At 72.8% G+C, this 22211-nt stretch carries 24 protein-coding genes; 9 read left to right on the top strand and 15 right to left on the bottom strand.

What is annotated here, in order from left to right; translation table 11 throughout:
• The first annotated feature begins 14 nt into the window (after positions 1 to 14).
• Positions 15 to 287: a hypothetical protein gene (locus tag ACZ5DC_RS26005; RefSeq protein WP_468656518.1), complete on the top strand. Its 273-nt coding sequence runs from the start codon at positions 15 to 17 to the stop codon at positions 285 to 287.
• Between the two features lie 215 nt (positions 288 to 502).
• Here the strand turns inward: ACZ5DC_RS26005 and ACZ5DC_RS26000 are convergent, their stop codons facing one another.
• The gene (locus ACZ5DC_RS26000) at positions 503 to 1087 is read right to left on the bottom strand and encodes a helix-turn-helix domain-containing protein (protein WP_468656516.1); all 585 of its coding nucleotides are present in this window, start codon (positions 1085 to 1087) and stop codon (positions 503 to 505) included.
• A 116-nt stretch (positions 1088 to 1203) separates the two neighbouring features.
• Between ACZ5DC_RS26000 and ACZ5DC_RS25995 the strand changes: the two genes are divergently transcribed.
• From ACZ5DC_RS25995 to ACZ5DC_RS25975, 5 genes are all read left to right on the top strand, one after another.
• Entirely contained in the window at positions 1204 to 2040 is an 837-nt protein-coding gene (locus ACZ5DC_RS25995) for an EamA family transporter (protein WP_468656514.1), read from the top strand.
• A 30-nt stretch (positions 2041 to 2070) separates the two neighbouring features.
• Positions 2071 to 2718, top strand: a complete 648-nt coding sequence (locus ACZ5DC_RS25990) for an FMN-binding negative transcriptional regulator (RefSeq protein ID WP_468656512.1) — start codon at positions 2071 to 2073, stop codon at positions 2716 to 2718.
• A gap of 72 nt (positions 2719 to 2790) precedes the next feature.
• Positions 2791 to 3498, top strand: coding sequence for a B3/B4 domain-containing protein (locus ACZ5DC_RS25985; protein ID WP_468656510.1), 708 nt, complete (start codon positions 2791 to 2793; stop codon positions 3496 to 3498).
• A 145-nt stretch (positions 3499 to 3643) separates the two neighbouring features.
• Positions 3644 to 4114 (top strand): DUF4240 domain-containing protein, encoded by a 471-nt coding sequence (locus ACZ5DC_RS25980; RefSeq protein WP_468656508.1) that lies wholly within the window; start codon positions 3644 to 3646, stop codon positions 4112 to 4114.
• A complete protein-coding gene (locus ACZ5DC_RS25975) occupies positions 4111 to 4440 on the top strand; it encodes a MazG-like family protein (RefSeq protein ID WP_468656506.1) in 330 nt (109 codons plus the stop codon). Before ACZ5DC_RS25980 ends, ACZ5DC_RS25975 begins: the two co-directional genes overlap by 4 nt.
• Positions 4441 to 4517: 77 nt before the next feature.
• On the opposite strand, the gene ACZ5DC_RS25970 is transcribed toward ACZ5DC_RS25975, so the two are convergent.
• The gene (locus tag ACZ5DC_RS25970) at positions 4518 to 5678 is read right to left on the bottom strand and encodes a Dyp-type peroxidase (RefSeq protein ID WP_468656504.1); all 1161 of its coding nucleotides are present in this window, start codon (positions 5676 to 5678) and stop codon (positions 4518 to 4520) included.
• An 87-nt stretch (positions 5679 to 5765) separates the two neighbouring features.
• On the opposite strand from ACZ5DC_RS25970, the gene ACZ5DC_RS25965 reads away from it, so the two are divergent.
• Entirely contained in the window at positions 5766 to 7103 is a 1338-nt protein-coding gene (locus tag ACZ5DC_RS25965; RefSeq protein ID WP_468656502.1) for a right-handed parallel beta-helix repeat-containing protein, read from the top strand.
• Positions 7104 to 7107: 4 nt separating this feature from the next.
• Here ACZ5DC_RS25965 and ACZ5DC_RS25960 read toward each other — a convergent pair whose 3' ends face one another.
• The 9 genes from ACZ5DC_RS25960 to ACZ5DC_RS25920 all read right to left on the bottom strand — a co-directional run bounded on the left by ACZ5DC_RS25960 (position 7108) and on the right by ACZ5DC_RS25920 (position 16058).
• Positions 7108 to 7818, bottom strand: coding sequence for a hypothetical protein (locus ACZ5DC_RS25960; RefSeq protein WP_468656500.1), 711 nt, complete (start codon positions 7816 to 7818; stop codon positions 7108 to 7110).
• 280 nt (positions 7819 to 8098) lie between these two features.
• Positions 8099 to 10537 (bottom strand): SdrD B-like domain-containing protein, encoded by a 2439-nt coding sequence (locus ACZ5DC_RS25955; protein WP_468656498.1) that lies wholly within the window; start codon positions 10535 to 10537, stop codon positions 8099 to 8101.
• A 594-nt stretch (positions 10538 to 11131) separates the two neighbouring features.
• Entirely contained in the window at positions 11132 to 11404 is a 273-nt protein-coding gene (locus tag ACZ5DC_RS25950) for a hypothetical protein (RefSeq protein ID WP_468656496.1), read from the bottom strand.
• Between the two features lie 114 nt (positions 11405 to 11518).
• Positions 11519 to 11731: a hypothetical protein gene (locus ACZ5DC_RS25945; RefSeq protein ID WP_468656494.1), complete on the bottom strand. Its 213-nt coding sequence runs from the start codon at positions 11729 to 11731 to the stop codon at positions 11519 to 11521.
• Positions 11732 to 11827: 96 nt separating this feature from the next.
• Entirely contained in the window at positions 11828 to 12802 is a 975-nt protein-coding gene (locus tag ACZ5DC_RS25940; RefSeq protein ID WP_468656492.1) for a polyprenyl synthetase family protein, read from the bottom strand.
• An 18-nt stretch (positions 12803 to 12820) separates the two neighbouring features.
• Positions 12821 to 13714: a phytoene/squalene synthase family protein gene (locus ACZ5DC_RS25935; protein WP_468656490.1), complete on the bottom strand. Its 894-nt coding sequence runs from the start codon at positions 13712 to 13714 to the stop codon at positions 12821 to 12823.
• A 114-nt stretch (positions 13715 to 13828) separates the two neighbouring features.
• Positions 13829 to 14671: an ABC transporter permease gene (locus ACZ5DC_RS25930; protein WP_468656488.1), complete on the bottom strand. Its 843-nt coding sequence runs from the start codon at positions 14669 to 14671 to the stop codon at positions 13829 to 13831.
• On the bottom strand, positions 14668 to 15273 hold the full coding sequence (locus ACZ5DC_RS25925; protein ID WP_468656712.1) for an ABC transporter ATP-binding protein: 606 nt from the start codon (positions 15271 to 15273) through the stop codon (positions 14668 to 14670). Before ACZ5DC_RS25925 ends, ACZ5DC_RS25930 begins: the two co-directional genes overlap by 4 nt.
• Before the next feature lie 170 nt (positions 15274 to 15443).
• A complete protein-coding gene (locus tag ACZ5DC_RS25920) occupies positions 15444 to 16058 on the bottom strand; it encodes a ScbR family autoregulator-binding transcription factor (protein WP_468656711.1) in 615 nt (204 codons plus the stop codon).
• 404 nt (positions 16059 to 16462) lie between these two features.
• On the opposite strand from ACZ5DC_RS25920, the gene ACZ5DC_RS25915 reads away from it, so the two are divergent.
• Positions 16463 to 17173, top strand: a complete 711-nt coding sequence (locus ACZ5DC_RS25915; protein ID WP_468656486.1) for an HAD family hydrolase — start codon at positions 16463 to 16465, stop codon at positions 17171 to 17173.
• A 230-nt stretch (positions 17174 to 17403) separates the two neighbouring features.
• Positions 17404 to 18057, top strand: coding sequence for a LuxR C-terminal-related transcriptional regulator (locus ACZ5DC_RS25910; protein ID WP_468656484.1), 654 nt, complete (start codon positions 17404 to 17406; stop codon positions 18055 to 18057).
• A gap of 185 nt (positions 18058 to 18242) precedes the next feature.
• Here ACZ5DC_RS25910 and ACZ5DC_RS25905 read toward each other — a convergent pair whose 3' ends face one another.
• The 4 genes from ACZ5DC_RS25905 to ACZ5DC_RS25890 are packed head-to-tail and all read right to left on the bottom strand — an operon-like array spanning position 18243 to position 22164.
• Positions 18243 to 19589, bottom strand: coding sequence for a SidA/IucD/PvdA family monooxygenase (locus ACZ5DC_RS25905; protein WP_468656482.1), 1347 nt, complete (start codon positions 19587 to 19589; stop codon positions 18243 to 18245).
• Between the two features lie 49 nt (positions 19590 to 19638).
• Positions 19639 to 20922 carry a diaminobutyrate--2-oxoglutarate transaminase gene (locus ACZ5DC_RS25900; protein WP_468656480.1) on the bottom strand — a complete coding sequence of 428 codons (1284 nt, stop codon included), beginning with the start codon at positions 20920 to 20922 and terminating at the stop codon, positions 19639 to 19641.
• A 32-nt stretch (positions 20923 to 20954) separates the two neighbouring features.
• On the bottom strand, positions 20955 to 21923 hold the full coding sequence (locus ACZ5DC_RS25895; RefSeq protein WP_468656478.1) for a TauD/TfdA family dioxygenase: 969 nt from the start codon (positions 21921 to 21923) through the stop codon (positions 20955 to 20957).
• A 31-nt stretch (positions 21924 to 21954) separates the two neighbouring features.
• Positions 21955 to 22164 (bottom strand): MbtH family protein, encoded by a 210-nt coding sequence (locus tag ACZ5DC_RS25890; RefSeq protein WP_468656476.1) that lies wholly within the window; start codon positions 22162 to 22164, stop codon positions 21955 to 21957.
• Between the last annotated feature and the right edge of the window lie 47 nt (positions 22165 to 22211).

The raw sequence follows: 22211 nt of genomic DNA, 5'->3' as shown, positions 1-22211 counted from the left end.
CCGAGGGACCCCCCATGCACCTGCAACCACGCCCAGGGATCGCCTGGCCGAGCCCGCGCCTGCGGGAACTGAACGACGCCGTACGCGCCCTGCTCGCCCTGGACGACGACACAGCCGTCGTCATCCGCCAGCTCAGCCGTGGCGCGGCCGGCCGCCCCCGGCTGGAGACCGTCGTCGCGGTGCTGCCCATGGACGGCGAACCCCGCCGCTGGGTGCTCCACCGCCCCGCCGAGCAGATCACCGAGCACGAGCTGCGGGCCACCCTGCTCGGCCGCGCGCCGGGCTGACCGGCACCCGGCTGCCGCGGAATTCGCGAGCACCGCTTGGTCTCGCCTGCACGCCGGTGCACATGTGTGCACCGGCGTGCAGGCATGTGCACCGGCGTGCGGCATGCCGCCGGGCACGGGGCCGAGCAGCGGTCTCCGGGGCGCCGCGGACCTCCCCGGCCGTCGGCCGCCGGAGCCTGACGGGCGCGGCCCGCCGTGGCGGCCCCCCGCACCGGTCAGCTCGCCGGGCCGGGGCCCGGCGGGATGTGCACGGTCATGATCAGGTGGCAGGTGCCGGTGCCCGCGCCGCGGTAGGTGTGGGGGGCGTCGCCGTCGAAGGCGGCCGTCTGCCCGGCCTCGACGACATGCTCGCTACCGTCGACGACGAGCACCATCTCGCCCGCGGTGACGCTGACCGTCTCCACGACGCCGGCCTGGTGCGGATGGCTGGGGTACTCCTCCCCCGGCTCCAGTCGCCAGCGCCAGACCTCGACGGGGGCCGGTCCCGAGGTGGTGAGCATGAGGCGTGCCTCGCCCCCCTTCTCCCCGCTCCACAAGGGCATGACGGCATCGGCGGACACGACCCGGACCCGGCCTTCGGCAGGGCCTTCCATCAGCGCGGACACCGAGATGCCGAGGGTGTCGGCGAGGCGGACCAGGGTGGCGAAGTTCGGATTGCCCTGGGCCTTCTCCAGGGCGACCAGGGCGCCCTTGCTGACCTTGGCGCGCCGGCCGAGCTCGTCCAGGGACAGCCCGGCGCGGGTACGGGCCGCACGGACGTTGTGCGCGAGCGTCCGCAGCGCCGCCTGAGTCTCGGCCATCACCCTCACCCTTCAGACAGTGGATCAGTGCACTGCACCGCGCGGTCGTTCGGTTGACGACTCCCGGTCGGTGCGCTGTACGGTGTAGTCGTTCCATTGATAGTAAGGGATGTACCGTGATCGCTCTGCTGCTGGCCCTGGGCAGCTCCCTCGCCTACGGATGCGCCGACTTCCTCGGCGGGCTCGGCGCACGCAAGGCCCACGTCCTGCGCACCGTGATGATCGCCGCCCCGGCCTCGCTCACCGTGGAGCTCCTGCTGTGGCCCTTCCTCGGCGCCTCCTTCTCCCCCGCCACCCTCGCCTGGGGCGCGGCGTCCGGCGTCGCTTCGGCGGCCGCGTTCGCCCTGCTCTACCGCACGCTGGCGATCGGCCCGATGAACGTCCTGTCCCCGGTCACCGCGCTGGTCTCGGCGATGCTGCCGGTCGGCGTCGGGCTGCTGCAGGGCGAGCACCTGGGACCGGCCGGGCTGATCGGCCTGCCGCTGGCGCTGTCGGCCGTGGTGCTGGTCAGCGCCGGACACGGTGCCGGCAGCGCCCGTCCCTCGCGCACCGCGCTGCTGCTGGCCTTCGGCGCCGGGACCGCCATCGCCCTGCAACTGGTCTTCCTGCACCAAGCTCCCTCCGGCAGCGGCGTCGGCCCGCTGATCACCGGCCGCGCCGTGTCCTCCGCCGTCACCCTGGCCGCGGTCGGGCTGATGTTCCGGCGGCTGGGGCCGCAAAAGCCGGCGTACGCGCTGTCGGCGGCGGCCGGCGTGCTCGACTCGGTCGCCAACCTGCTGTTCCTGCTCGCCGCCCGCAGCGGTGACCTCGCCGTCGTCGCCGTGATCACAGCCCTGTACCCGGCCGGTACCGTCCTGCTCGCCCGCGGTGTCCTCGCCGAGCGCGTCCACCGCGGGCAGCTGATCGGCCTGGGCACCGCCGCCGTCGCCGTCGGCCTCCTCGCCCTCACCTGACCCCGCACCGAGCCCCCGAAGGACCCGCGCATGTTCATCCAGCCCTGGGACGCCGCCCTGGACGACGCCGAGTGGCAGACCTGGATCGCCGACGGCCACGACTTCGGCATCCTCAGCGTCAACGGCCTGCCCGGCCAGGCGCCCGTCGTCGTACCCACCCACTTCACCGTCGACGGCAGCACCCTGCTGGTCCACCTGGCCCGGCCCAACCCGGTCTGGAAGGCGATCGAGGCCGGCCCGGACGTCACCTTCACCGTCACCGGCGACTACGCCTTCATCCCCGGCCCCTGGCGCGCCCGGCCCGGCGTCCCGCCCACCGACGGCGTTCCGACCAGCTATTACGCGGCCGTCCAGTTCACCTGCCGGGCCACGGTCATCGACGACCCCGGGGCCAAGGCCGAGCTGCTGCGCCGGCAGCTGGCCCACTTCCAGCCCGACGGGGACCACGCCCCCGTCGACCCCGGCCGGCCGCCGTACGGGCGGATGCTGCCCGGCATCCGGGGCCTGCGCCTGGACGTCACCGAGGTCCGCGCGAAGTTCAAGTACGACGACCACAAGCCCGTCGAGCAGCGCACCGACACCGCCCGACGGCTCACCGAACGCGGCACCGGCCTGGACGCGCCCACCGCGGCCCAGCAGATGCGCCGCCTGGACCGCATCGGCACCTGGAAAGCCTGACCCCGCCCCTTCGGCCCTCTCGGCGCCTCAGCCCCTTCAGCCCCTTCAGCCCCTTCGAACGGACCCCTCACGATGACCGCCTTCCGCCTCGGCGCCGCCGTCGCCGACGCCTTCCCCGACACCCTCATCGCCATCGTCACCGCCACCGGGCTGCGCGGCCACGAACCCTGGCCCGCGACCACCGCCGCCCTCGCGGACCTGGAGCGGCAGCTCGCCGACGGTGTCTGGCGGCCAGCCGACGAGAGCGATCCGCGCATCGAGGCGTGGCACGACGCCTACCGCTCCTTCGGCACCAACCCCCGCCGCATCCGGCCGAGCGTCGACGCCCTCGGACGCCGGCTCGCCAAGAAGGGCTCGCTGCCCCGGATCAACCCGGCCGTCGACTCCTACAACGCCGTCTCCGTCCGCCACGGGCTGCCCGCCGGCGCCTTCGACCTCGACCGCGTCACCGGGGACGTCGACATCCGGCCCGCGGACGGCAGCGAGACGTTCACCCCGCTCGGCGAACCCGGCACCACCGAGCACCCCAGGCCCGGCGAGATCGTCTACACCGACGCCACCGACGTACTGACCCGCCACTGGAACCACCGCGACGCCCACCGCACCCGCGTCACCGAGGACTCCACCCGCGTCGCCTTCGTCCTGGAAACGCTGCACGCCGCCCGCGACGGACACCTCCTCAAGGCCGCCGCGGGCGAACTGCGGGACCTGCTGGCCCCGCACGGCGACCGCACCGAGGTGCACCACCTGTCCCGGGAACAGCCCCAGGTCACCGCCTGACGCTCCGTCCGTCGGGTGACGAGACCGGCGCCGGGGCCGCACAGCCACAGGACGGCTGCCGCGACCTCGTCGGCCCTCCTTCGCCCTCCCCGGCGACACCGAGTATCAGCATCGATGTCAGTGCCGGCTGGCATGCTCTGCGACCATGGACGAACAGCGGTTCTGGCAGCTCATCGCGGCGGCCCGCGCCCAGGCGCGCGACCCGGACGACGCAGGAGAGGTAGCCGGTCGGGCGACCGCGCTTCTGGCCACACGCCCGGCCGAGGAGATCGTCGCCGCTCAGCAGGTGTTGTGGGACCTGATGGCGGGCTCCTACACGACTCCTCTGCGGGCCGCCGTGGAAGTGCCCATCGTGCGTGCTTCAGCGGCCGACGGCGTCGATCTCGACTGTGAGGAGGCGCTGGGCATCGCCTGGAACGCGCACCTCGTGGCGACCGGCACGCAGCTTCCGGGCGACGCGTTCACCATCCGGTACCCGGAGCCGGACCCCGCCTGGGACGTCGACTTCGGCGATCGCGATGAAATGACGCGCCGTCTGCCACGCCTGGCAGCTCTCTGCCCGGACCAGGCAGCCCAGCACGATCACGCGCAGGACACGAGAGGGACCCGTACATGACCCCGGAGCAGTGGGAGACCGTCGGCCGTCTGGTGGGCTGGCTCGACAGGGAGAACGGCCGGGGCGAGCACGAGCGGGCGATGCGCCTGATCAAGCTCACCGAGGAGGTCGGCGAGGTCGGGCAGGCCTACGTCGGTCTGACCGGGCAGAATCCCCGCAAGGGCGTCACCCACACGGCGGCCGACGTCGCCGACGAGCTGTGCGACGTGATCGTCACCGCCGCCGTGGCACTGCACAGCTTCAGCCCCGATCCCGCCGCCACGTTGGCCGCGAAGCTGGACGCGATCGCCGTCCGCGCCTTCGGCCCCCCGTCCGCCACGCGGTGACCGGGGGCGCCGAGGAGGTCGCGGCCGGCGCCGCGTCAGCCGGACGACGCCGGCCTGTGGAGCCGAGCGGGGCCCGTTCAGCCGAACAGCGGGGAGCCGAGCGGGTGCCGGCGGTCGAAGCCGGGGAGGACCAGAAAGGTCGCGCTGGCGGTGGTGGTGGTGAAGGGCAGCAGCGCGTCGGAGGTCTCCATGTGGGTGAGGGTGGCGGTGAAGGTCCGCAGGTCGTTCTGGAAGCTGATGAAGAGCAGGCCGGGCGCGGGCTGGTCGGTGCTGTAGGAGCGGCGGAGCATGAGCCCGACCCCGACCACGTTGGCGTGTGCCCGGCGCACGTGGGCGTCCGCGGGGACGAGATAGCGCCCGTCCGGTGTCTTGGCCCCGAGTTCCGGGCCCGAGGCGGCGGTGCCTCCGGAGAGGGGCACGCCGCTGGCCCGGCGCCGCCCGAAGACCGCTTCCTGGTCGGCCACGGACAGGGCGGCGAACCGCGGCAGGTCGAGTTCCATGTGCCGCAGCACGGCCAGGGTGCCGCCGGCGACCGCGGGGGGCCCGGACAGCCACAGGTCGCGCTCTCGTTCGGCGGACGTGTGCGGACCCACGATGCCGTCGATGAAACCGAGCGGGTTGCGAGACGCGGTGAGGCCGTCGCCGACGGACACGTTCGTACCGCGGCGGCCGGACTGACGCCAGCGTTCGCGGACGCGGTCACCGGCGTGGTCCAGGAGCGCGGCGGCGACGACCGGCAAGAGCAGCGGGTCGCCGGCGCAGATCTGTAACAGCAGGTCACCGCCGCGTGCGCGCGGGGCGATCCGCTCGCGGGAGAACCGCGGGAGGTCGGCCGCGCCGGGCAGCGAGGCACCGGCCGCGCGCACCAGCCGGGGGCCCACCCCGACGGTCACGGTCAGGTCGCCCGGTGGCAGGCCCAGCAGCCGTGAGTCGGTTCCCGAGGTGAGTGCGCTGATGGCCTGCCCCAGTTCGGCCAGCAACGGACCGGGAGCCGCGGTGGCGTCGAGGTCGGCCACCACGGCGAGCAGATGGGGCTGGGCCGGCTGGGGAAGGGTGATGCCCGCCTGATGGCGGCCCGTCGCCGGGACCGGCTCCGGGGCGGCCTGTGCGGCAGGGCCGCCGTGCCGGCCTGGCCGGGCGGAGTCCGATGTGCACCCGGCGGTCAGCCCGGCGGCCATCATCGCGCCGGTGACATCGAGGAACCTGCGGCGTGACGGGTGGGGATCGGCTCGGCGCATGGGGTGCAGGGTGCCACATCCGCTTCGCACGCGCGGGTCAACCTCGGTATTCTGGCGTGGAATTGGGCGTCATGCCAGACTGGGATCATGCCTCGATTAGCTCTTCGCGTGCTGGCGGCTGTAGTGGGCACGCTGACCCTGGTGGCAGGCTGCGGCGGCGATGGCGGATCGGGCAAGGCACGGCGTCCGGCCGGCGCGCATGTGACGATCCGCGTACCCGCCGACGCCCCGACGATCTCGGATGCCGTGTCCGTGGCCCGGCCAGGCGACCTGGTGCTGGTCTCGCCGGGCGTGTACCACGAGTCGGTGAAGATCGACACGGAGCGCGTCACCCTTCGCGGTCTGTCCCGGAACAAGGTCGTCATCGACGGGCGGTTGCGGCAGCCGAACGGCGTCGTCGTCTCCGCGCCCGGGGTGGCCGTGGAGAACCTGACCGTGCGGAACAACACGCAGAACGGGGTCCTGGTCACCGGTTCGGCGAAGGCGGCCGCCGGCCTGCCGGGGGCGAGCGGCGGTTACGACACCGGCGACGAGCCCGTCACCTTCCTGAAGTCGTTCCTGGTCTCCCACGTGACCGCGACCCGCAACGGCCTGTACGGCATCTACGCGTTCTCCGCCCAGAACGGTGTCATCGAGCACTCGTACGCGTCGGGAGGCGCCGACTCGGGGATCTACGTCGGCCAGTGCAAGCCCTGCACCATCGTGGTACGGGACAACGTCGCCGAACTGAACGCGGTCGGTTACGAAGGCACCAACGCCAGCGAGGACATGTACGTGGTCGGCAACCGCCTGGCCGGCAACCGGGTCGGGCTCACCACCAACTCCGACCACCAGGAGAAACTGCTCCCGCAGAAGGGCTCCGTCGTCGCGGGCAACCTGATCGCCGCCAACCAGCGGACGGCCACGCCGGAGCAGGCCGACGGCGGATGGGGCACCGGCGCCGGCATCGACGGCGGCAGCGGCAACCGGTTCGTCCGCAACCGCATCGCCGGCAACAGCACCGCCGGGCTGGTGATCACCGCGACCGCCGACATCCCTCCGGTCGGCAACCAGATCGTCGGCAACACGTTCACCGGCAACGGCGTCGACGTCGGCTGGACGTTCCCCACCGCCACGCGGGGACGCGGCAACTGCCTGCGGGGCAACGTGCTGCGCACCACCGTGCCCGCCCGGCTCGCGACGACCGCGGCCTGCCCGGCGCCGGCCGGGTCGTCCTCGCCGGGCGCCAGGTGGGCGGCGCCGACGGCACCCGGCGGCATCCCCTTCACCGAGGTCGCGGCGCCTGCTCCGCAGCCGCAGTTCCCCGACGCCGCCACCGCGGGCGCCACCGTCGTCCCGCCCGTCCCGGCCCTGCCGCGGACGGAGGACATCCGGGTGCCGCCGGCGTCCCTGCTCGCCGCGAACGCCCGGGTGCGGACGTCCTGAACGCTCACCGGGCCGGGGTGATCCCGGGTACCGGCTCGATCGGAACGTACCGGTGGGTGCCGAACGCGATGACCACCGGCTCCGGCTGCGAACCCACCTCGACGCGGACCCGGTACATGGTGCCGTCGGAGCCGATCCAGTAGCGCACGTTGCCCGTCGTACCCGAACGGCCGGGCGCGGACGGCCCGGTCATGACGTCCACCCGGCGCCCGTCCACCTCTTCCCGCCCCCACCAGGCGGCGCCGTTCTGCGGCAGCAGTTCGGCGTTGTCCGGCCGGTCGCCGCCGAGACCGAGCGTGATGGACAGGGAGGTGTCCAGCGCGCTGCCGGACGACAGCAGCGGACGGTCGTACCAGCCCGAACGGGGCGGCGACGCGGGTGCGTGCGCGGGGGCGTCCGGCATCGGGCGGACGTGCACCGAGGTGGGCGTCCACTGGATCAGCCCGTCGCTGGACCTGTCGCGCCCGGTGCCGTGCACCACGCCGTACCCCACCTTGCGCCGGTAGTCGACGGACCCGGTGACGGTCAGCCCGCCGGCCGTGCCCGGCACGGTGATCGTCACGGCGCGGCCCCGCGCCTGGTAGTTGCGGAACCGCGTGATCGCGAGCCGGCTCGCCTCATCCGTCGTCAGCGAGCGCGGACCGCCGGCGCCGGAGCCGCCGCCGGCGATCAGGAACGCGACCGCGGCGGCCACGGCGGCGGCCGCGACGCCCATGACGGCCGCTCCCCGGCGCGAGCGCGGCCATCGGCGCCGGTCGGCCGGACGGTCCGGTGGAGCCGGCCGGGTCCTCACGTTCCGCAGGCGGTTCGACGCTGACACTGTCCGGTTCATCCTTTCGCTCACCCATCATCGGGCCGTCGCGGGCTGCGGGGGGGCACTCGGCAGTCCGGTGCGGAGCACGTCCCGGCCGGCCCTCGCGGACCGGCCGGGACGTGCTCCGCTCGTCCGCGCCGTCCGGTTCGCGGACGAGCGGATCACCGTGGTGCGGTTTCGATCAGTGGTGCCGGGCGCGACGGTTCCGGGTCACGAACGCGATGACCAGGCCCGCACCCACCAGCAGTCCGACGATGCCGATCATCTCCGCCAGTCCGGACGTACCGGTGTCCGCCATCGAACCGCCGCCTCCACCGGCCGGGGCCGGGTGGTTGGGCAAGGGCCCGGACGACGGGGGCGTGGAGGCCCCGGGCGGCGTCGGAGTCGGCGCCGGTGTGTGAGTCGGCGTCGATGTGGGAGTCGGTGTCGGGGTGGGAGTCGGTGTCGGTGTCTCCTTCGGGATGTACACCCCGGCGTCGATGGTGTGATCGACGCCGCCCGGCCTGTCCGGCGCCGTGACGGGCGCGTAGCCGTTGCACAGCGGTCCGGTGGTCGGCGGGGTCACGTTGGAGTCGTGCGCGCGGTCGGCACCGGCCCGCGGGAGCGTGAACCTCAGTGCGCTGGCCGGGGGCTGCTCGGGCACCTGGCTCGTGTCCGCGGTGCACACGTCGAACTGCACCGTGTACTTCGCGCCCGGCGTGAGCTCGTACGCGGCGCCGACACCACCGAAGTAGTACTCGCCGGCGGCATCGGTCCTGGTCGTGGCGACCTGTTTGCCGTCCGCGTCGAGCAGGTTGACCGTCGCCCCCGGCAGCAGCACGTGCCCCGGGTCCTGGATGCCGTTGTGGTCGCCGTCGAACCACACGACGTTGCCGATCTGGATCGGCGCGTTCGCCGCGGCGTACGCGATGTCACCGAGCCCGCCGGCCTTGCCGAAGCCGCCTTGCGCCTGGCTGACGAACTGGAACCCGTTGGCGGTCGGGTTGTTGCCCGGGCCCTCACCGGTCGTGATGTCGTGGTACCCGGTCCCCGAGGTCGCGACGTTGACGACCGGGTCGAACTCCGTGCTGACGACCCACTGCTGCTGCGGGATGTAGGCCACCGACCCCAGCGCGGTCTCCTGGTGCACGTTGGCGTAGGAGTCGCCCGGGAAGTATTCGACGACATCGGCGGGCTGACCGCCGTTGTTGCCGGGGGTGGCGTGGTTGGGGCAGCTCCCGGTGCCTTCCCACTGGTACTCACCGGTGGGGGTGGCGCAGACCATGGTGATGTCACCGCCGGACATGCCGTTCTCCGCCGTGTCGTTCCCCGGGCGGGGGTCCAGCCCGCCCCAGCTGAGGACGTCCATGAACCGGTCGCGGAATCCGAGGACCATCGAGCCGTCACGGCCGAAGGCGAGGGAGGACAGCTCCGGCTGCGGATCGATGAAGACGTTGCCCGCCTTCCGGTCGTCCCACGTGTCCAGGCCGGTGTTCCACGGGTTCCAGTGGATGGCCTTGTCGCCGGAGGAACCGAAGACGCTGCCGCGTTCGTACGTGAGCGGGTGGCTCAGTACCGTGGTGAACCGCTTGCCGTCGTAGGTGGAGACGAAGACCTTCAGGTCCGCGCGCTGCTGCGTGCTCTCCGCGCTGCACACGCCGCCCACGTACAGCGTGTTGTCGTGGAACTGGAGACCGAACGGCCGCCAGTCGTCGGGGCTCGCGCATCCGGGGTCCGGGATGGGGACCGTCGACTCGGGCGCCGCGGCGGTGGCCCCGGTGGCGTCGAAGCTCACCAGGCTGCGGGTCTTCAGGTTCACCGCGTACAGCGTGGAGCCGTCCTCCGACAGGGCGAGGCCACCGATGCTCTCCTTGCCCGGGGCGTCGGTGAAGGCGGCGTCCTTGACCATGTTCGCGGTGTCGTGCCGCGTCACCGTGGCGTCGGGTACCCGCGCGAACAGCGCCGGCGCACCCGAGCCGTTGACGGGCACCGTGTAGATCGCGCCTCCGCCCTGCGGCCCGTACGCGGCGTACCGGCGGGCGAACGCGCTCTGGAACAGCCGGGCCCGCTGCGTGTCGTACGCCAGCCCGAACGTGGTGCCCACCTGGTCCTGCGTGGCGAGCGTGGCCGGGCACGCCACATCGGTGGGACACGTGCCCCGGGTCTTCGTCCCGAACGCCACCAACGCGCGGGTGTCGGTGCTGTTGGGGCCGCTGTGGACCGGTACGAAGTACCGCGTGTCCGGCAGCGCGTAGTCGGCCGGATCCCACACCCCGGTCACCACCGAGGCGTTCTTGCCGTCCGACACGTCCACGAACGACGTGAAGCTGTCGAAGTGGTTCTCCGCCGTCGACGCGGGCGCCGCCCGCAGATGGCCGTCGTACGGCGCCGGGATGCCGACGTCGACGCGGTACCGGCCGCCGTCCAGCACGGTCGACGGTGACACCACGACCTTCCCGGTGGCGTCCGTGACGCCGGTGACGACGTGGCCCGCGGGGTCGGAGATCTCCACCTTCATGCCCCGCTGCGGTACGTCCATCGTCGTGTTGATCACGCCGGTGCCGAAGAAGTCGCGCAGCACCTCGACGGTGAGCGTGCCGTCGGCGTTCGAGGCGGCGGCAGGCCCGGCCGTTGCTCCCACGGCGCCGCCTGCCAGTAAGAGAACGGATAACGCGATACGCGCCGGCGGCTCCGCGAGCCTCCAGGGTAACCGGCGCGAATCTCTGCCGATTCGGTTCACGGCATCACACTCCACACTTCTCTCGTCGGAAAAACGAAGGGGACGGCGCGGAAGAAAAAGGAGCCCACTGCTGTCGCGTGGACCGCTTTTTTGCGGCGATCACGCGAAGAGATTGTGGGTGAGTTGTGACCGCCGCGGACCAGGGAGCGCGAACACGCGTTCACGGACTCGGGCAGGACGGCACCGAGTCGCGCGTTCTCCCAGCTCGATCACGGTGCCTTCGCCCCCACCCCCGCCCCCTCCGACCGCCCTCCCGTGCGTCGCGCGATATCCTATCCCCGGAGTCTCGGGGCCACCAGCAGAACTCCGGAACCCCGCGCATCCACGGGGACCCGCCCTATTCTCAGAGCACTCGGTAAATGGCGGCCGTAAGAATGTGCGACAGCCACGTAAGGGCTGAAACAGGCCAGACGGCGCGATCCCCGCGCCCGGTGATTGCGGACGATGCGCTTTGCCGCGGGCATCCGAATGCGGCCACCGGTACGACGGATCAGGTCATGGAGTGTCGCCGGCCCAGTCGAGGCGGTCCGGGGCGCCGGGACGCGGGTCGTACAGCGCTCGGCCACCGGCGCCGAACTGCCCCAGCTCGGTGGCCAGCGCGACGCCGGCGCCGATTTCCTCGCGCGTCCAGCCGGTGATGTCGAGCAGCAGGCCGTCCAGCGGTCCGCCGACCAGTTCGGCGTAGCGCCGGTCCGGCCGCGGGCCCGGCTGGTCGGGGTCGGCGCCGTAGACCCGGCGACGTAGCAGCTGCTCCTCGTAACGGTCCATCCGCTCAGCCTCGCATCCGCCACTGACAGCGCGGGTGGCCGGCGCCGGCTGTGGCGGGACCACGGTTCCCGGCCGCCGCTCCGGGTCAGGGGCGGCAAGAGGCCGGGCGCGCGCTCATGCGGTGGTGTCGTCGCTGTGCATGACCAGCCTGCGCACGTACTCGCGGGTCCAGCCGGTGATGCGGACGACGGTGGCCTGCGCGCCGCGTTCGTCGGTCGTGCGCAGGTAGGCGACGGCTTCGGTCTGGAGGTCGGTGCGCGCCGCGTCGAGGGCGGCTTCGGCTTCCAGGTAGCGCTGAGCGGCGAGTTCGAGTTTGGCGGTGTCCATGGATACCAGTCTGCCCGCAATCGGCCGGCCGATGAGACCGAGTCCCTTGACGTACCGATACGGCGCCGTTCCTGTCTCCCGGCGGCCGGGCCGGTCTCAGCGCCGGCGGTCGGCCGCTGATGTGGCCAGTTCGGCCAGTTGGCCGGCGGCCGGCAGACCGGTGAGTTCGGCGCGTGCTCGTTCGGCGCGGTCGGTCGCCATCCGGGCGGCCTCGGTGAGAGCACCGGTGCGCGTCAGCACGGCGAGGAGGTCCCGGTGTGCGGTGACGGGGTCGGTCCCGCCGCGGAACACGGTGGTCAGGCGGTGCCGGCCGGCCTCGTCGGCTGCTTCGTAGGCGAGCAGGACGGGCAGGGTGGGCTGGAGGTTGGCGACGTCGCTGGTGGCCGTCTTGCCGGTGGCCTGGTCCTCGGCGGTGTACGGGAGCAGGTCGTCACGGATCTGGAAGGCCATGCCGAGCTGTTCCCCGTAGCGGCGCAGGGCCTGGTGCTGTCGCGGGGTCGCGCCGGCCAGGATCGCCCCGGCCTGGCACGCGGCACCGGTCAGCGCGGCGGTCTTCGCCTCCATGACGTTCAGGGCGGTCGGCACTCCGCAGGTCAGGTCGCCGCGGATCTCGGTCTCGCGCATGATGCCCTGGCACATGTGTCGCAGGGCCTGGACGGTGACCCGAACCGCGTGCAGTACGCGGTCGGCGGGGCCGGAGCCGAGCAGGGCCGCGATTCCCGCCATCGACAGTCCGTCACCTGCCACGAGGGCTTCGGCGAGGCCGTACTGCTCGGCGGTGGAGGCCCGCCCGCGACGTACCGGATCCTGGTCGACGATGTCGTCGTGGACGAGGCTGGCGACGTGCAGGCACTCGATGCCGGCCGCGAAGGCCAGCACCTGGTCGGCGGTGCCGCCGACGGCCTTGGCGGATTCCACGCACAGGACGGGGCGCAGGAGCTTGCCGGTGGGGAACAGCGCGTCCAGGCAGGCCAGTTCCAGCATGCTGTCACCGCTGCCCGCCCAGCGCAGCAGTTCGGCTTCCAGGAGCGGAACGTACGTGTCGCCGGTGGGGGTCACGGCACGGGACATGACGCGTCCTTTCACAGGTCAGCAGGGGATCACGGCGCGCATGACGGGGCGCCACACGTTGAGCAGCGCGCCCAGGGGCGGCTGCACCGGTCGGGTGAGGACGTCCCGGCCCGCGGCCAGCACCGCGGCGATGACCAGCGCCATGTGCTCCTGCTGGGCGTGCCGGAGGGCGCTCACCGGGCCGTGGTCCACTTCAGCGGCCTCGGCCAGCTGCTCGGTGACCCGCCCCGCCTCGAAGGCGATGAGGTCGGCCACGGCCGGTGTCCAGCGTTTGGCCTTGAGGTCCTCGGCGCGCACGCCGAAGCGGTCGAGGTCCTCCAGCGGCAGGTAGAGGCGTCCGTCGTCGAGGTCTTCCGACAGGTCGCGCAGCGCGTCCGTCAGCTGTGCCCACACGGACAGCGCGCGGACCGCCGGCTCGTCCGCCGGTCCGGTCACGGCGCCGGTCACCCGGTAGACCATGGCCAGCGAGCCCCCGGTCATCCGCACGCACCACCGGCGCAGTTCCTCGAAGGTGGCGAAGTCACGGAAGTCGAGGTCCCGCCGCATCGCGCCGAACATGTCCTCGACCACCGTCGGCGGCAGACCGAAGACCCGGTAGGTGTGGACCGTGGCGTGCAGGACGGGGTCGGGGGAGCCGCCGGCGGCGAAGGCCGCCCAGGTGGCGTCCGCGAAGTCGGTGAAGCGGCGCCGGCGTTCCGCGACCGGTCCCCTGTCCACGCAGAGGTCGGCACGGTGGCCGTGCGCCAGCAGTGCCGCCACGTGCGGTCGAGCGTCGGCGGGGGCGCTGCGCAGGCCGTGCCAGCGGGCGGTCCCTCCGTCAGCGCCGGCCAGCTCCCGTACGCACACCGTGTAGCAGTGCCTGAGGACGGGATCGGTGACACCCGCCGCGTCCAGCCATCGCCCTACCAGCATCTGTGCACTCTTTCTGCTCGACCGGCTCCCGCGGGGGGCCGGGACTTCGCTCTGCGACGAGGGCGCGGGGTGTCCCCGCGAGGCGCTCGTGAGCTGTCGCACCGGGACGGTCGGTCAGCGGGACGTCGACGTGGCCCGGGTCGGGCGCACCGGCTGCCGGCGTCCGCGTGGCCAGGGCGGACGGGAGGCTGGTCTTGCGGTCAGGGCGTCCTTGGTGCGGCGGTGGAAGGCGAGCAGGCCCAGGAGGGCGGCGCCGGCGAACCACAGGATCTGGACGGCCAGTTCGCCGGGCAGGGGTGTGCGGGTGAAGCCCGCGGCGGTGGCGGCCTGCATGGTCCCGTAGGTGGGCAGGAACCGTACGGCCGCGCTTCCGGTGCCGCCGCCGGCCAGGGGGCTTTGCAGTCCGACGTCGACGAGGCTGGTCATGACCAGGGCGAACATGCCCTCCACCTCCCGGCGCAGAAGGGAGCCGAAGACGACGCCCAGGGCTCCGTAGGTCATGGCTCCGCAGAACAGGGCCGCGGCGAGCCGCACCGGCTGGCGCGGGCTCCAGGCGGTGCAGATCACCGCGGTGGCATAGGCGGCGATGGTGGCGGAGGCCAGCGTGAGCGAAGCGGTCTTGGCGAGGACGAGGTGGGCGCGGGGGTAGCCGGCCATGGCCAGGCGGCGGTCGAAGCGTCCGCCGTTGAACGTGACGGCGAACATCATGAACCCGGTGATCAGCGTGACGGCGTTGATGGCACCGGTGATCTGCGTGATCTGGTTGCCCGCGGGCTCGAGGAGCCGGCCGGTCGCGCGCAGCCTGAAGGTCACGGTCCTGGCGGGGATGACGGCGTGGGCCAGGCTGATCCAGGAGGGGATGAACAGGGCGACCAGGACGGTGGCGAGTCTGTTGCGGGCGTGCTCGATGAGGTCGAAGCGGGCTGCCGTGACGAACAGACGCAGGTGTCGCCTCACGCCGGCACCACCGTCCCGGGGTGCAGGACACCGTCCTTCAGCCGCCACAGCTCGTCCAGGCGCTCGGCGTCGTAGGCCAGGTGCGAGACGACGAGGACGGAGCGGCCCGCGTCACGCAGGCGTGCCGCCAGGTCCCAGAAGCGCTGGTAGGTGTCCCAGTCGAAACCCTGGTAGGGCTCGTCCAGCAGCAGCACCTGCGGGTCGTGCATCAGGGCCAGGGTCAGGTTCAGCTTCTGCCGGGTCCCGCCGCTGAGCAGGCCGGCACGCTCGTCGGCGTACTCCGTCAGCCGCAGCGCGTCCATGACGTCCCCGGCATGCCGCAGGTCCGGCAGCCCCCGCGCGACGCGGAAGAACTCCAGGTGCTGGCGCACGGTGAGCGCGTCGTTGATCACCACGTCCTGCGGGCAGTAGCCGAAGCGGCCTCCATGGCGGAGCGTGCCGTGCTGCGGGCGCAGTTCGCCGGACAGGATCCTCAGCAGCGTCGACTTGCCCGCACCGTTCTCCCCGACGATCCCGGCCAGCACACCGGGCCGCAGCAGGAGGTCCACGCCTCGCAGGACCTCACGACGGCCGTACGCGTGCCGCACACCGCTGACCTCCACCGCACCCCCCAAGCCCGCGGACCGTGCGACGCCCTCGCTGCCGACTCCCCGCTGGCACACCCAGGTTAGGCATCCCATATGGTCAAAAGCACAGCCGGGACGGCCGGTTAGCTCGCACGGGTGAACGCGTCGTCGTAAACGCGGCCACCGGGAGTCGCGGTCGCCGGGCGTCACCGCCCCGTCGGCAGGTCCTCGTCACGCGGTGGGTGCGGGCGGAGGGAGGGGAGCGTGAGCTGCCACCAGTCCGTCAGGCGGTCGGCGAGGACGGCCGTGCCTTCCAGCGCCTCGGTGAGGGCGCAGAGGCCGAAGAACGCGCGCACCAAGGTCCGGGCCGTGCGGGCGGGGCGGATGTGCGCGTGCAGGTGGCCGGCGAGCCGGGCCTGCGCGAGCAGTCGCGTGGCGGCGGCGGTCCACAGCGCGAAGGGGTCGGGAAGGGGGGCGTTGATGGTGGCGCGCTCGGCCCACAGGCGGGCGCCGGCCCGCGTGACCGGGTCCTCGGCGAGGGCACGGGCGATGTCGTAGCTGAGGGCGACGAGCCGCTCGACCGGGGGGACCGCCTCGTCCGCGTAGCGTGCGGAGAGCTGTGACCACGAGGCGAACCGGTCCTGGACGACGGCGACGGCGATGCCCTCCTTGCCGGCGTAGTGGAAGTAGACGGCGCCGCTGGTGCGGCCCGACCGGGCGCTCATGTCGTTGACGCTGGTGGCCGCGTACCCCTGTTCGGCGAAGAGCTGGGCAGCCGCTTCCAGCAGTGATCTACGGGTTGCCTTGGCCCGTTCCTGCAACGTACCGTCCGCCCTCGCTCGGTTTCTTCCGCCGGCCATGAATTTAGTGCGCCAGCGTACGCCTGGCGCAAAACAGGTCACACGCGTGCGGTAAATTGCGCATTTCTTTCGAGAGGGAATGCGGTCGAGTGGTAAAGGGCACCGGTCCGTGCCGGGTGCGGCACGGCCGCGTGCGTGTGCCAACTGGTGTGCGGTGGAACCAGTGTTGACGCTCCCCGATCGCCGGCCGCACGCTGTCGCCGGCGCGCGGCCATACGCCGGGATCCGGGTGCCGTCGAGTCACTGAATAGTGTCATTGCCCGAGGTGACGTGACGGAAATAACGTAGCCGCCACTATCTTTCCCGTTTCCTGCGGATGGCCGCGAAAGACGTATGCCATGCGTACGGACGCGTAGGAGGCCCTCGTGAACACCACGGCCCACGATCTTCTCGAATGGTCGCCCGAAGCCGTCGTCTTCGACTGTGACGGCACCCTGATGGACAGCGAACGCCACTGGCGGGAGGCCCGCAACCGCGCCTTCCGGGAGTACGGGCTCCAGCCGCCGCCCGGGTTCGCTGAGCAGGCCGCGGGCCTGCACTACGAGGACTGCGGCCGGCTGATGGCGCGGTCGGTGCACAAGCCGGAACTGGCGGAAGGCCTGACGGCCGCGCTCCTCGACCACTTCCTGGAGCTCGTCACCGACGACCCGGTGACGATGCCGGGGGCGGTCCGGATCGTCCGGCTGCTCTCCGCCCGGCTGCCGCTGGCGGTGGCCAGCAACTGCCCGAGAGTGGTGGTGGAAGGCAGCCTGCAACGGGCCGGGCTGCGCACGCACTTCCGGCACATCGTCGCGCCCGACAGCGGGGACCGCCTGCGTCCGAAGCCGCACCCGGACCTCTACGCCGAGGCGGCCCGGCTCTGCGGTGTCCGCCCGCACCGGGCGCTGGCCGTCGAGGACTCCCTGACCGGCGTGGAGGCGGCCCGCCGCGCCGGACTCCGGGTCCTGGGCGTCGGCCCCCGGCCACCGGGCGACGGCGCCGTCCGGGCCGACCTGTGGTTACCGGCACTGGACACCCCCGAACTGCTGGCCTGGGCCCACTCCCCCGGCATCCCGGGTCCGGCGCCGGAGCCCTAGGGAGAGCGCCGCCGTGGGGCGGGCCGTTCGTGCGCTTTGGGGTCAGTGACCGTGCACCGGGGAGCAATCTTTCCGGCCCCCTGCCGATTAGCCTGGCGAACACGTTTCCGAGTGCGGCAGGCGTCGGCACCGGAAGCTCCCCGTACCGCACATCGCGCCCGTTCCCAGGGCAGGAGAGGCCGCTCTCGATCATGGTGAACTCCGGTCACGCTTCCCAGGAATTAACCACGGTGGTACCCGACCACCGCACCACGGAACGTTTCAGTGACATCTGCCGGTCGGTCTTCGTGGAGTCCGGCATCTGTATCGCCCATCTCGATCCCCAACTGCGCATCGCGGCGGCCAACGGCCCGTTCTGCGGCCACATCGGCGCGTCGCCCGCCGACGTCCTCGGCCGGGACGTCCTGGACTACCTGCACCCGGGTGTGCGGGAGAGGTGCCGCCGCGAGTTCGGCCGGCTCGCCGACGGACGGAGTGCGCGCTTCGCGGACGAGGTGATCGTCGTGGACGCCGGGGGCAAGCCGTTCCAGGCCGAGTTGACGGGCGTCGCCGTACGCGGCAGCGCCAGCGATCGGGTGGAGGTCATCGTGGTGCTCCTGCGGCCCGACGGCACCCGCAGACCCGACGTGGCCCCCGCGCGGCAGAAGCTGTTCAGCCCCGTGCACGCCCGCGTCCTCGAGGGCGTCGCCGCCGGCGATTCGACCGTCCAGCTGGCCGCGCGGCTCTTCCTCAGCCGCGGCGGCGTCGAGTACCACGTCGCGTCCCTCCTGCGGAAGATGAAGGTGTCCAACCGGCCCGCGCTCATCTCCAAGGGCTACGCCCTCGGAGTCTTCGCGGTCGGCGAGTGGCCCCCTCGCGTACAGCCCGAGTTCATCGCCTCCTGACCGCCCAGGAGTACGGCCGGGCCCCCACGGGCCCGGCTCCACCGGTGAGGCGTGGTGGTGCGTCGCCCCGGTCGCCGGGCGAGGACCGGCCCGGCCCGAAACGCACCGGTCCTCGTCTTCCGGCCGCCCTCGTCGTTCCGGCCGCCTTCGTTGCTCCGGCCGTCCCCGGGGACGTGCCCGGCCGGTCAGTCGCGCGTGCCGCCGCCGGCCGCCGTCCGCCCGGCGCCCAGCCGGTGCCGGATACCCTCCAGCAGGGTGCGGGCGCGCAGTGACAGCAGGCTGAAGGAGCCGGCGTCGCCGAGTCCATGGGTGTTCTCGCACAGGCCGTTGAGGAACAGCGGCGGCAGCGCGCCGGCTCCCGGCCGGGGCGGCACGAAGTAGTCCCGCTCCACGCGCAGCACACCGGTGTCGTCCAGGGCCAGCCCGTCGGCCACCGGGCCGAGGATCTCCGGGTACGGCTCGTCGTGTTCGGCGGGGCCGAGGTCGCGGTAGCCGGTGGCGAGGACCACCAGGTCGGCCGTGACCTCCTTCACCTCCCCGGTGTGGCGCTCGCGCAGGGCCAGCCGGACCGGGCCCTCACCGGTCTCGACGCCGGTGACCTCGTGGTTGCGGTGGAGCACGATGCGCTCCTCGCCGTCGACAGCGTCCTCGTAGCGCCGTACGTAGAGGCTCTCCAGCACGTCCTGGTCGACGGAGGAGTAGTTGCTGGGGCGCAGTTGGGCGCTCAGGTCGGCCCTGGCCTCCCGGGAGGCGTTGAAGTAGTAGTCGGTGAACTCGGGGAAGTAGGCCTCCTCCGAGAAGGGGCTGGTGTCCTTCAGCCGGTAGCCGAAGCCGCGCATGACGGCGTGGACCCGGTCGCCCGAGGCGGCGGAGTGCAGGTCGAGCGCGATCTCCGCCGCGCTCTGGCTGGCCCCGACGACCGCGACGTCGAGCGGGCCGCCCTCGGCCGCCCGCCGCTTCTCCAGCCGCCAGGTGTACTCGCTGCTGTGGCAGACGCGGTCGCCGAGGTGGGGCCGGAAGTCCGCGGGGACGTACGGGGTCCGGCCGGTGCCTACGACCAGGGCGCGTCCCCGGTACGTCCGGCCGCACGCGGTGCCCACGACGTAGTGCGGGACCGGGTCGGACGCGATGGAGACGGTGGTGGCCCTGCGGTCGTACGCGACGGACGAGGACAGCTGTTCGGCCACCCAGCGCACGTAGCGGGCGTAGTCGCGGCGCAGCGGGAAGTGTGCCGGGACGTTGAGGAAGGCCAGCAGCCGGCCGGTCTCGTGCAGGTAGTTCAGGAAGGTGTAGCGGCTGCGCGGGTTGCGCAGGGTGGCGAGGTCGCGGCTGGGGTGGTGCTGGGTGTCGGAGCCGCGCAGCAGCATGCCCGGCTGCCAGGCGGCCTCACCGCGGCTCTCCAGGAAGAGGCAGTCGATGTCAGGCGCCTCCTCCTCCAGGGCGGCGGCCAGCGCGATGCCGCCCGGGCCGAACCCGACGCCGATGACGTCGTGGAGCGTGTCCTGCGCCGTGCGGCCGTTGTCGATGGTCACAGTGGGTCCTCGTCTGTGTCGTGTGTGTGCGTGGGGGGGTGACCGGCCGTCAGGCGGCCCGGTGGACGGCCGTGTCGACGGTCTTGACGACGACGTCGCCGATGGTGAGCGCCACCTCCTCCCAGTCGGCGACGGGCATCGTCAGCGGCGGCAGGAACTTCAGCACCCGCCCCTCCCCCGCGCTCTCGGCGATGATCCCGGCCTGGAACAACGCGCGGCGCACGTCCTCGACCGGCTCGGGCCCGGTGAAGCGCAGCCCGCTCATCGCGCCGCGTCCGGCGACCTGGGCGGCGCCCTCGGGAAGCCGCGCGACGATGTCCCGGAGCGAGGCGCGGACCGCCTCCGTGAGCCGGGCCACCTGGCCGGTGAACCGCGGGTCGGACCAGTACTCCAGCGCCACCGTCCCCGCCACGAAGGCGAGGTTGTGACCGCGGAACGTGCCGTTGTGCTCGCCCGGTTCCCAGACGTCCTTGTCGCGGCTGATCAGCAGGGCCGCCATGGGCAGGCCCATCCCGCCGAGCGACTTCGACAGGCACACCAGGTCGGGCCGCAGCCCGGGGACGTGCTCGAAGCTGAAGAAGGTGCCGGTACGGCCGCAGCCGGCCTGGATGTCGTCGACGATGACGAGTGCGCCGGCGTCGTCCGCCAGTTCCCGCACCCGGGCCAGCCACGCGGGGCTCGCCACGTTCAGGCCGCCTTCGCCCTGCACGGTCTCCAGCAGCACGGCGGCCGGTGCCCGCGTGCCGGGGGCGGGCCGCAGCGCACGCTCCAGCGCGTCGAGGGAGGCCTGCCGGTCGCGCTCGTCGTCGCGGGGCAGGATCGTCACGTCGTGCAGCGCGGTGCCGGCCGCGGACCGCAGCAGCGGTGAGGAGGTGGCGGCCAGGGAGCCCAGGGAGACGCCGTGGAACCCGTCCCGGAAGGCGATGACCCGTGAGCGTCCGGTCACCTTGCGGGCCAGCTTCAGGGCCGCCTCGACGGCGAGGGTGCCCGCCGGGCCGGGGAACTGCACGACGTAGTCGTCCATACCGCGCGGTGCCAGCACCGACTCGGCGAGCCGGGTGAGGAACTCTGCCTTCGCGGTGGTGTGCAGGTCCAGGGACTGGACGGGTCCGCCGCCCGCGAGGTGCTCGATCACCCGGGCGACCATGTCCGGCGGGTTGTGACCGTAGTTGAGCGCGCCGGCGCCGCACAGCAGGTCGGTGTACCGCCGTCCCTCGACGTCCCACAGGTGGTGCCCCGACGCGCGCTCGAACACGGCCGGGAACCCGCGGCAGTAGCTGCGCACACGGGACTCGTGACGGGTGAACACGGTGGTCGGGTCGGGCTCGGTCATGCTCGGCACTCCCTGTCCTTCGCTTTCGTCGCTCACTTCACCAGCACGTTTCCGTCGGCCGGGCGGTGGTCCCGGGACCGGCGCAGATCGGTGAAGGCGAAGGTCCGCTGGAGCCAGCGGTCCCCTCCGTCGAAGCGCGGGACGAAGGAGGACCGGCCGTGCAGGGTGACGCGGTTGTCCACGACGGCCAGGTCCCCGGCGCGCAGCCGCACACCGTCGTAGCTGGTCCGGATCACCGCGCTCAGCTCCTGGAGCGCGGCGCGGCCGGCGGGGGTCAGGGCCCGGGTGGCCGACTCGTCGTAGCAGAGGTCGGGGTCCTGCGGGTCGCCGGTGAGGACGCCGTGCAGGCTTCCGGTGCCGCCCCCGCCGAAGGAGGGCGGGGGGTCGGTGACGAACTCGGGGCGGGCCAGCGCCTCGCGGGTGCGGTCCGTCAGCCGGGGCAGCACCCGGCGCGAGCAGCAGGTGCGCAGTTCCGCCTGCCCCTCGTGGTCGGTGCGCAGACAGAGCAGCAGGACGTAGTCCGGCCGGTGCGGGTGGAAGGCGTTCTCGGTGTGGAACGTCAGCTCCACCGAGCCCGCGTTGCCCTGGAACTCCTCCTGGCCGGGCACGGGGACGACGTCCTGCACCAGGGCGCCGTTCTTCTCCGCGGCGAACGAGGCGGGGTCGCCCAGTCCGTGGGCGAGCAGCAGGAGCAGCGCCGCGGGCAGCGCGGGGGTCCGCTGCGCCGAGCCCATGACGGTGGGGGTGCCGGGCAGCCGCTCGGGGCGGATCGGCAGTCCGCTGAGCAGCAGTCTGCCGTCGGCGCCCGAGTCCCGGCGGAACTCCCGTACGCGTCCGCGCAGCCGGCCGGGGGTCTCCTCCCAGGCGCGGCGGGCGTCGGCGACCCAGGCCGGGTCGTCGACCCGGCCCGGCGCCCGGTCCAGCAGGCCCTGTGCGATCCGCGCGAGGTCCGCCAGCTCGGGGCCGGTCAGCTCCGCCGCGCGCTGTTCGGTGGCCGTCACCTCGGTCCTCCCGCCCGGTGTCGACGCGCTGTCATGCGCCCATCGCCTCGATCAGGCTCTGGGGGCGCATGTCGGTCCACTCCCGCTCGATGTACGCGAGGCACTCCGTGCGGCCGTCGGGGCCGAACCGCGGCACCCAGCCGTCGGGCACGGCCGCGAACTCGGGCCACAGCGAGTGCTGGCCCTCGTCGTTGACCAGGACCAGATAGGTGGCGTCGGGGTCCTCGAAGGGGTTGGTCATGGTGGTGTCTCCTGTTCCGTGGGGAGGTGGTGCCGGGGTGGTGCGGT

It is taken from the genome of Streptomyces sp. NPDC031445 (genome assembly GCF_055581365.1).
The sequence above is the reverse complement of the archived record's forward strand: the minus strand, read 5'-3'. Positions and strand labels throughout refer to the sequence as shown.

Bases quoted from the DNA above. Each gene is read 5' to 3' on its own strand.
- ACZ5DC_RS26005 (WP_468656518.1), top strand. From the start codon at position 15: ATGCACCTGCAACCACGCCCAGGGATCGCCTGGCCGAGCCCGCGCCTG.
- ACZ5DC_RS26000 (WP_468656516.1), bottom strand. From the start codon at position 1,087: ATGGCCGAGACTCAGGCGGCGCTGCGGACGCTCGCGCACAACGTCCGT.
- ACZ5DC_RS25990 (WP_468656512.1), top strand. From the start codon at position 2,071: ATGTTCATCCAGCCCTGGGACGCCGCCCTGGACGACGCCGAGTGGCAG.
- ACZ5DC_RS25985 (WP_468656510.1), top strand. From the start codon at position 2,791: ATGACCGCCTTCCGCCTCGGCGCCGCCGTCGCCGACGCCTTCCCCGAC.
- ACZ5DC_RS25980 (WP_468656508.1), top strand. From the start codon at position 3,644: ATGGACGAACAGCGGTTCTGGCAGCTCATCGCGGCGGCCCGCGCCCAG.
- ACZ5DC_RS25975 (WP_468656506.1), top strand. From the start codon at position 4,111: ATGACCCCGGAGCAGTGGGAGACCGTCGGCCGTCTGGTGGGCTGGCTC.
- ACZ5DC_RS25970 (WP_468656504.1), bottom strand. From the start codon at position 5,678: ATGCGCCGAGCCGATCCCCACCCGTCACGCCGCAGGTTCCTCGATGTC.
- ACZ5DC_RS25965 (WP_468656502.1), top strand. From the start codon at position 5,766: ATGCCTCGATTAGCTCTTCGCGTGCTGGCGGCTGTAGTGGGCACGCTG.
- ACZ5DC_RS25960 (WP_468656500.1), bottom strand. From the start codon at position 7,818: ATGGGCGTCGCGGCCGCCGCCGTGGCCGCCGCGGTCGCGTTCCTGATC.
- ACZ5DC_RS25950 (WP_468656496.1), bottom strand. From the start codon at position 11,404: ATGGACCGTTACGAGGAGCAGCTGCTACGTCGCCGGGTCTACGGCGCC.
- ACZ5DC_RS25945 (WP_468656494.1), bottom strand. From the start codon at position 11,731: ATGGACACCGCCAAACTCGAACTCGCCGCTCAGCGCTACCTGGAAGCC.
- ACZ5DC_RS25940 (WP_468656492.1), bottom strand. From the start codon at position 12,802: ATGTCCCGTGCCGTGACCCCCACCGGCGACACGTACGTTCCGCTCCTG.
- ACZ5DC_RS25935 (WP_468656490.1), bottom strand. From the start codon at position 13,714: ATGCTGGTAGGGCGATGGCTGGACGCGGCGGGTGTCACCGATCCCGTC.
- ACZ5DC_RS25900 (WP_468656480.1), bottom strand. From the start codon at position 20,922: ATGACCGAGCCCGACCCGACCACCGTGTTCACCCGTCACGAGTCCCGT.
- ACZ5DC_RS25890 (WP_468656476.1), bottom strand. From the start codon at position 22,164: ATGACCAACCCCTTCGAGGACCCCGACGCCACCTATCTGGTCCTGGTC.